The following is a 6,851-nucleotide window of genomic DNA, read 5'->3' as shown; positions in this document are numbered from 1 at the left end:
TGATCAGGGTACGCATCTAAGGTTCCTCGGTGTCTCGTATCTGGTTCTCAGCAGGTCAGGTCGGTGCACGCTTCGACCGAACTCGCGGCTGCAGCACACCATCCATGATTTCTGACTGCGGATCACGAAGAAACTCATCGGCCCTCGCCCGAATTTTTTTCCGGCGGCCTCGACCACCGGATCATCTCGGGGAGCCGCACACGTGCCCGGCTGCAGGACCCACCAGCAGCGCAACAGCGACGAGCGACACATGACCCGCCCCAACCGGTGATGCGGCATCTTGATGCAGTCGGGCTCGGTGATCCAAACGAAACGGCCTAGGGCCTCACATGGTTTCTGGCCGCCAGGACTGATACCACACGCGCCCAGGACCGAGCCCCCGTGCCGCGGCGGGCGACAGGCGTCATGTCCGAGCCGGTGCGAGACTGGCCATGCAGGCCGGGGTCCGGCTGACCTACGCCGCCGTCATCGGGCGTTCCCATGCGTCACCCCGGCAGCTTCGAGCGTTCCGTCCGGCATATGGGCCGGCGCCAAGAGCGATCGATCGCTCGGCTGCACCGGCGACAACGCGGGCCGAATGGCGGCGATGTCGCGAATCGCGAGGGCCTTCGGTCGTAGTTGCCGAACAGGCGCGACAGGAGGAACAGCAACAAGCTCTCCGCCTCGTCCGAGCCGCATAGGCCGATCATTCCCTACGGGGGTGATCGAACCTCGCTGTCCGGCCCGGGCGGCTCCACAGACCGCCATGCACCACTGGAGGCTTCATCATGTCGAGCACCGAGCGGGCGAACACAGAGCAGGGACCGCGGTCCGAAGCGTGGAAGACCGCGCTGACCGTGCTGCAGACGGCAAAGCCGCCCTACATCCCGGAGGGGGCCGAGGCGATGACCGTTCTCATCGAATTTCCCCCGGGCGACCCCGGCACACCTCCGCACCGGCACTCGGGCCCGGCATTCGGCTACATGCTGGAGGGGGAGATGCTCTTCGAGCTCGAAGGCGAGCTGGAGCGCGTGATCAAGGCCGGGGAAACATTCTGGGAGCCTGGCGGCGACGTCATCCACTATCAGGACGGAAACAACCGGGCGGACTGCCGGAGCCGATTCCTCGTGACGATGATGTGCGCGCCGGGTCAGCCCATGCTGACGCTGGTCGACGACGAGGAGCTGGCACAGCGTAAGGACCGGCGGGCTCCGCGTCCTGCCTGACGGCGGCGGTGCACTCCACACGCGGACGGCGGGCCGGTTCCCGGACGCCGGCGAGCCGACCGGCTATACGGCAATGGCCCACGGGAACCGAGTAATTGCGTCACCGCGTACACGAAATCGTCGACCCGATGCCGAAAGGTACGTGTGCAGCGTGGCCCGGCGTCACCACCGCGCGGGCATCGGACAGTTCATGGACACGCCCTCGAGGCCGGGTGCCGTGGACGACGTGGCCCCGTCAGCGGTAGTCCTCCGGGTGGCCCTGCATCCAGGTGTTGATGCGGTCGCGCGTGCCGAACAGCTCGGAGCGGTGCTTCTCCAGATTGGCCGTGGAGGTGTCGCCCTTCAGGGACGTGCGCAGCCCGGCCACCCACGCCACGGGCTCCTTGAAGTGGCCGGGACCGTTCGGGTACGCCTTCATCGACGCTTCCAGACCCACCAGTTGGTCGTTGACCCGGCCCAGGACGTAGCCGCAGTCACCCGCGCCGGGGGTACAGGTCTCGTCCAGGGTGGCCTGGAGAGTGGCGAAGGCGTCGCGGACCAGTGCGGGCCTGGTCGCGAGTGCTTCGGATGCGGCGGCCTCCTCCGCGGCGGCTGACGCCTCGGCGTTCGCCGACGGTGCCACGTACGGGACGTCGCCGCCGGGCCCCTCCGTCGTGCCGGCGCTGCTGCAGCCCACCAGGAATGCGCCCAGGAACAGAGGCAGCGGCAGCGCCGCGGCAGCGCGTGCGAACGTACGGACAGACATGAGGCCCCCTCGCCAATTGGGCCAGACCATACCTCACAGTCGGTCGCACCAAGCGGGCCGTGAACTCCTCGATCCGCGAGCGCAGTTCGCCCGGCCGGTCCAGACGCGCGTCGTGTCCCGCGCGCCGGGGACCACGCACACCGCACCGGCGGATCGTGCCGCCCTCAGCCCGTGATCAGGGTCTGGAGCGCGGGCGCGTACAGGTCCGCGAGGTGTTCGGGGGTGGCCAGTGCACCCGCGCCCTCGCGGTGCAGGCTCAGGGTGGCGCCGAGGCCGAGGAGGTGGCCGGCGATCAGTTCGGCGCGCAGGGCGCGTTCGTGGCCGGGGAGGCGGGCGGTCAGTGCCTCGGTGACCTGTTCGTGGAAGCGGTCGCGCAGCAGCGAGCGTTCGTCCCGGTTGCCGAGGGAGAACACCACGCGCAGGAGCGGGTCCGTCTGCTGTTCGCGGCGACGGCGCACGAGCGTGATCACCATGTGGCGGCCGAGCTCGTCCAGCGGGGCGTCGAAGAGCTCCTCGGCGGCAGGGCCGAAGTCGGCGACCGTGTTGAAGAGTTCTTCCTTGCGGCCGAAGTGCTTGACCACCAGGGAGGGGCTGACTCCCGCATCGGCGGCGATCCCCCGGATGGTCACATCCGCGTACGGACGCTGGGTGAACGCCCGCCGGGCCGCCCGCAGGATCGCGTCCCGGCCCGAGCCGGGGTCGATGGGGGCCGGAGCCGGAGCGGTGGCCTGGCTGCCGGTCATGCGCCCTCCTCGATCGTGATCGTCCGCGCACCGCCCTTGCGGTCGCCGCGGCTCTCTCCGACCGTACCCGCCCCGGCCGTACGCCTGCCGGGCAGGAACAGGGTGACCGTCAGCGCCAGCAGCGCCGCGCCCGCCGCGATCAGGAAGACCAGCTGATACGCGTGGAGCGTCGGAGCCGTCCGGCCGCCCACCCGGAACGTGAGGCCGGCCAGGACGGCGGCCACCGTCGCGCTGCAGAACGCCTGCCCAATCGATCTCATCAGCGTGTTGAGACCGTTGGCCGCGCCCGTCTCGCTGACCGGGACCCCGCGCATCACCAGCGCGGGCAGCGCCGAGTACGCGATGGCCGTGCCCGACGCGACGACCGTCGCACCGGCGATGATCAGCCACAGGCTGTGGCTGGTGAAGTACCGCACCACGTAGCCGACGGCGATGATCCCGGCCGCCAGCGTCAGGCTGACCTTCGGTCCGTACGTCGCGGAGATCCGTGCCGAGACCGGCGAGAGCGCCACCATCGACACGCCGCCCGGCAGCAGGCACAGTCCGCTGACGACGAGCGAGGCGCCGAGCCCGTAACCGGTCGCCTTCGGCTCCTGCACCATCTGCGCGGTGACCAGCGAGTTCGCGTAGAAAGCGAAGCCGATCAGCAGAGCTGCGACGTTGGTCAGCAGGACGGCCGGGCGGGCCGAGACCCGCAGGTCGACCATGGGCGTCGTCACGCGGAGTTCGTACGCGCCCCAGAGCAGCGCCACCACGACGGCGGCGACGAGCAGTCCGACCGTGCGGACCGACGTCCAGCCCCAGTCGGCCCCCTGCGTCACCGCGAGCAGCAGACAGACCAGGGCGGCGGACAGCCCGAGCGCGCCGACGGCGTCGAAACGGCCGCGCGAGCGCAGCGGGGACTCGGGTACGCAGCAGAGCACCAGCACGATGTCGATGAGGCCGATCACTCCCGACACCCAGAACATGGTGTGCCAGTCGAAGTGCTCGACGACGAGCGCGGCGACCGGCAGCCCGACGGCCGCACCGATGCCGAGCGTCGAACTCATCAGGGCGACCGCGGAGAGGACACGCTCGGGCGGGAGTTCGTCGCGCAGGATGCTGATGCCCAGCGGTACGACGGCGAGCGCGGCGCCCTGGAGGGCGCGGCCGGTGATCAGTACGCCGATGTGGGAGCTGACCGCGCACAGGACGGAACCGATGACCAGCACCGCGAGCGAGGCGACGAGCACCCGGCGCTTGCCGTACATGTCGCCGACCCGGCCCAGCACGGGCGTGAAGACGGCGCCGGTGAGGAGGGTGACGGTGACCAGCCAGCTCGCGGCGGCGGGGGTCGCGCCGGTGAGGGCCGGGATGTGCGGCAGAAGCGGGACGACGATCGTCTGCATGACCGCGACCACGACCCCGCAGAAGGCCAGGACGCCCACGGCGAAACGGGGGTGGTGCGGGGCCGGTGTCCGGGCGGCTGCCCCGTCGGGGGCAGATGTGTCCGCGGGCATGCGATCTCCGTGGGGTGCTCGGCGGTGGCGGTGGAAGCCAGGGGGTGCACAGACGTTCACCTCCTAGGGTAAACGCTTGTGCACCCCCTGGAAAGCCCGGACGTCCACCCGCCGCGTTAGCCTCGGAAGCCACAGCACGAGAAGAAGCCACGACACAAGAAAGCGAAGGTGGCGGCGATGGCAAAGGTTCCTACGGCGGCAGTGGCGGCGAGCGGACTCGTCGGCGGGTACGCGGTCGCGCGGTGGACCAAGAAGCGGCCGCTCGGTGGGATCGCGCTCGCCGCAGCGGGCACGGTCGCCGCGTACGAGTGGAACCGGCAGGCCGGACCGCGTGCGGCCGTCGCACTGACCACGGCGTACGTCGCCGCGTTCGCCGGATCGCACCCGCTGGCCAAGAAGGTCGGCGCCTGGCCCGCCGTCTTCACCGTGGCGGGCACCGTCGCCGCCGCGTCGTGGGCGGTCACCCGCCGCGCCGCCTGAGAAATTTTTCCGGCCAGGCCCGCAGCACACTGAACGCGGGCGCGCCGGCGTCCGTATTCAAGAGCACTCCCCCCATTGCCGGCCGGTCTGAAAGGCCGCGCGAACAGGTGGGGCGGCGTCGAAGCCGGGTGCGTACCCGTACGACAGGACGGGTACGCACCCGGACCCTCACCGGGGGACGGCGCTCACGCGCCGAACGCCTGCGACACCGTGTAGATCAGCAGGCCCGCCAGCGCACCCACCACCGTGCCGTTGATCCGGATGAACTGCAGGTCACGGCCGATATGCGCCTCGATCTTCTTCGACGTCTGGTCCGCGTCCCAGCCCGCGACCGTGTCACTGATCAGCGAGGTGATCTCCGTGCGGTACGTCGTGACGACATACACCGCCGCGTCCTCCAGCCAGCCCTCCAGCTTCGCCTGGAGCCGCCCGTCCGTCGCCAGCCGCGCGCCCAGCGACATCAGCGAGGCGCGCGCCCGCAGCCGCAGCTCGCTCTGCTCGTCCTCCGCCGCCGCAATGATCATCGTGCGTACCGACGCCCAGGCCGACGCGATGACCTCCTGGACCTCGCCGCGCCCCAGGATCTCCGTCTTCAGCCGCTCCACCCGCGCCCGGGTGTCCGAGTCGGTCTGGAGGTCGGCCGCGAAGTCCGTCAGGAACGTGTCGATCGAGGCGCGCGCCGGATGCCCCGGCATGTCCCGCATCTCCGTCACGAAACGCAGCAGCTCCTTGTAGACCCGCTCCCCCACCCGCTTGTCGACGAACCGCGGCGTCCACCCCGGCGCCCCGCCCTGCACCGCGTCCATCACGGAGTCGCCGTGCAGCACCAGCCAGTCGTGCGCACGTACACAGATCAGGTCCACGACCCGGCGGTGGCCGCCGTCGGCGACGATCTTCTCCAGCATCTTCCCGAGGCCGGGGCCGACCTCCGCCGCGTTCGCCCGCCGGGTGATCGCCTCACCCACCACGGCCTGCACGTCCGAGTCCCGCAGGACCGTCAGCGCGCCGCGCAGCGCGGTCGCCAGCTCGGCGGTGACCCGGTCGGCGTGGTCCGGCTCCGCCAGCCAGGCACCGAGCCGGCCGCCGATGCCCAGCGCCTGGATCCGGCCGCGCACGACATCGCCCGAAAGAAAATTCTCCCCGACGAAGGAACCCAGAGAGGTCCCGAGCTGGTCCTTCTTGGTGGGGATGATGGCGGTGTGCGGGATCGGCAGGCCGAGCGGACGCTTGAACAGCGCCGTGACAGCGAACCAGTCGGCCAGCGCACCCACCATCCCCGCCTCGGCGGCCGCGGCGACGAAGCCCGGCCAGCCGCCCACACCCGCGTTCTTCGCCCAGGTGGCGAGGACGTACACGAGCGCGACGAGCAGAAGGAGGCCGGTGGCCGTGGTCTTCATACGGCGCACACCACGCCGCTTCTCCTCGTCCGCGGCCGTGTACGCGAAGGAGGCGAGAGAGGCGGGGCGTGCGTGAGCGGAGGCTGCGGTGCCGGAGCTCCCGTCCGCGCCGCCACGTGCCTGTGCGGGCTCGGCCGGTCCGCCGCCCGGCTCGCCCGACCTGGTCCGTTCGATCCGTTCCATCCGCTCCACCCGTCCGCGTCCGCGTACGCATCGCCCCCGGCGCCCCGTACGCATTGTCCCTACCTGACGTACTCCCGGGCCGCATGTCGAGTTCCCGGCACTGTGCCCCATCATGAGACCAGCCCCCAGCACCACGAGGAGACACCGCGCCCATGCCCAGGCGTCAGGGAACCGCCCTGCTCATCGCCCTCGTGGCGGGCACCGCCGCGCTTGCCGCGTTCATGGCGTACGCCGGGTCCGCGCTGTTCTCCCGTGCCGGGTCGCAACAGGTCGGCGCGCAGCCGGCGGCCCGTCCGCCCGCCGCGCCCGCCCACTCCACCGGCGTCTGGGTCGCCACCTGGGCCGGGGCGCCCATGGCCGGGGTGGCGGAGAGAAAGCGACGCGGTGGGCGGTGCGTCCGCCGCGACCTCAAGCGCCGGACGGACTCATTCGCCCCAGGCCCCTTCTTCAGCTGCCGGGCACGCTCCCTGTCCGCCTTCGTCCGCTTGCGCTTTACACCGACCCCGCCCGCACTTCGGATCTAGTGCCCCTCCCGGCAAGCTTTGCCCCGTCGCGCCGCCCAGCACGCCCGCTCGCCGCGTTGGCCAAAAGTCCTGGTA

At 71.0% G+C, this 6,851-nt stretch carries 7 protein-coding genes; 3 read left to right on the top strand and 4 right to left on the bottom strand.

What is annotated here, in order from left to right; translation table 11 throughout:
- Nucleotides 1-767 precede the first annotated feature (767 nt).
- The gene (locus ACWD6R_RS22325) at nucleotides 768-1,205 is read left to right on the top strand and encodes a cupin domain-containing protein (RefSeq protein WP_451820291.1); all 438 of its coding nucleotides are present in this window, start codon (nucleotides 768-770) and stop codon (nucleotides 1,203-1,205) included.
- A 235-nt stretch (nucleotides 1,206-1,440) separates the two neighbouring features.
- Here the strand turns inward: ACWD6R_RS22325 and ACWD6R_RS22320 are convergent, their stop codons facing one another.
- The 3 genes from ACWD6R_RS22320 to ACWD6R_RS22310 form a co-directional block, all read right to left on the bottom strand.
- On the bottom strand, nucleotides 1,441-1,950 hold the full coding sequence (locus ACWD6R_RS22320) for a hypothetical protein (RefSeq protein WP_451820290.1): 510 nt from the start codon (nucleotides 1,948-1,950) through the stop codon (nucleotides 1,441-1,443).
- Nucleotides 1,951-2,114: 164 nt separating this feature from the next.
- The gene (locus ACWD6R_RS22315) at nucleotides 2,115-2,693 is read right to left on the bottom strand and encodes a TetR/AcrR family transcriptional regulator (protein ID WP_451820289.1); all 579 of its coding nucleotides are present in this window, start codon (nucleotides 2,691-2,693) and stop codon (nucleotides 2,115-2,117) included.
- Nucleotides 2,690-4,192: an MFS transporter gene (locus tag ACWD6R_RS22310; RefSeq protein ID WP_451820288.1), complete on the bottom strand. Its 1,503-nt coding sequence runs from the start codon at nucleotides 4,190-4,192 to the stop codon at nucleotides 2,690-2,692. Before ACWD6R_RS22310 ends, ACWD6R_RS22315 begins: the two co-directional genes overlap by 4 nt.
- A 177-nt stretch (nucleotides 4,193-4,369) precedes the next feature.
- Here ACWD6R_RS22310 and ACWD6R_RS22305 point away from each other — a divergent pair, with 177 nt between their 5' ends.
- A complete protein-coding gene (locus ACWD6R_RS22305) occupies nucleotides 4,370-4,672 on the top strand; it encodes a hypothetical protein (protein ID WP_451820287.1) in 303 nt (100 codons plus the stop codon).
- Nucleotides 4,673-4,857: 185 nt separating this feature from the next.
- Here ACWD6R_RS22305 and ACWD6R_RS22300 read toward each other — a convergent pair whose 3' ends face one another.
- The gene (locus tag ACWD6R_RS22300) at nucleotides 4,858-6,252 is read right to left on the bottom strand and encodes a DUF445 domain-containing protein (protein WP_451820286.1); all 1,395 of its coding nucleotides are present in this window, start codon (nucleotides 6,250-6,252) and stop codon (nucleotides 4,858-4,860) included.
- A 152-nt stretch (nucleotides 6,253-6,404) separates the two neighbouring features.
- Here ACWD6R_RS22300 and ACWD6R_RS22295 point away from each other — a divergent pair, with 152 nt between their 5' ends.
- Nucleotides 6,405-6,776: a hypothetical protein gene (locus tag ACWD6R_RS22295; RefSeq protein WP_451820285.1), complete on the top strand. Its 372-nt coding sequence runs from the start codon at nucleotides 6,405-6,407 to the stop codon at nucleotides 6,774-6,776.
- Nucleotides 6,777-6,851 lie beyond the last annotated feature (75 nt).

This window comes from Streptomyces sp. NPDC005151 (assembly GCF_053599875.1).
The sequence above is the reverse complement of the archived record's forward strand: the minus strand, read 5'-3'. Positions and strand labels throughout refer to the sequence as shown.